A 1,056-nucleotide genomic window follows, 5' to 3' on the forward strand; every position below is an offset into this window, starting at 1 on the left:
CCTTCCTCGGCGGCGAGGCGTTCAACGAAATCGAGGTCGGTCTCGCCGGCCTGGACGCAGTACTCGCGCGGCAGGTGCTCACGGGTGGACACGAGTTCGACATCGGTGATGCTGTGCTGGGCGATGACCTGTTCGATGATCTGGGGAACACTCAACGCCTGAAAAATGCGCCAGTCGGCGCACAGGCCGAGGCGGGCCAGGGCGGGCTCGACGGTGGCACGGTAACGGGTGCGGCGGTGGCCGGTGTCGGCTTGTTCGAAGGTGCTGACCAGGCCATGGACATGGCGCACAACACTGCCCTGGGCGATGTGGAGGGTCAGGGGCTGGTCGAGCAGTTGGGCGAAGTCGATGGCCGGGTCGAAGCTGGCCAGTTCGAGGTGCAGGCGAAAGGGGGTGGAGAGAGCCTCGTCGAGGGAGAGGGCGGCCACCTCGAAGTCACCGGCGGGTGCGGTGACGGTGAAACGCAGGTCGGATTGGCGCGGCATGGTTGGGTTCCCCTGTTCCGTTCGTTCAGTGCTTGAGGATCTCGTCGAGCGATTGCATGACCTGCTGCGTGGCGTCGTCGAGGTTCACGGCATAGAAGGCGAAGATGCCTGCCAGCACGACGACGACGGCGAGCCAGGGTGTCCACCACGGCAGTTGGCGGCCGATGAGGTAGCGGCGGGTGGTGACGTTGGCGCTGGCGTCGGTGAGCTGTTCGGGGGTGTCGCCGCGCAGTTCGCGCAGGACGCGGTGCAGTTTGCTGATGTGTCCCTGCAGCACTTCGTTGCCGTTGTGCTGCACGCCGTACTTGCCCTTGAAGCCGAGGCACAGGCACAGGTACTGGAATTCGAGCACGTCGCGGTATTTCTCCGGTTCCATCAGCATGCGCGAGAGGATGGTGAAGAACTTTTCGCCGCCCCAGGTTTCGTCGTGGTAGATGCTGAGCATGGAGCGTTCGGCCCAGATCGATTGCGAGCCCCAGGGGGTGCCCATGACGGCTTCGTCGATGAAGGCGCAGAGGATGTAGCGGTAGGCCAGGTGGGTGGCGTTGTCGTAGCCGTGCTGGCGGGCTTC

Annotated in this window: 2 protein-coding genes; both read right to left on the minus strand. The window is 64.7% G+C overall.

What is annotated here, in order from left to right:
- Positions 1-485, minus strand: a 485-nt coding sequence (gene vgrG / locus ACF8GB_RS08530; protein ID WP_392526869.1) for a type VI secretion system tip protein VgrG, incomplete at its 3' end; no start/stop codon positions are given.
- A 25-nt stretch (positions 486-510) separates the two neighbouring features.
- Positions 511-1,056, minus strand: a 546-nt coding sequence (gene icmH, locus ACF8GB_RS08535; protein ID WP_392526870.1) for a type IVB secretion system protein IcmH/DotU, incomplete at its 5' end; no start/stop codon positions are given.

It is taken from the genome of Pseudomonas sp. xss_4 (genome assembly GCF_043104125.1).
Classification (GTDB): domain Bacteria; phylum Pseudomonadota; class Gammaproteobacteria; order Pseudomonadales; family Pseudomonadaceae; genus Aquipseudomonas; species Aquipseudomonas parafulva_B.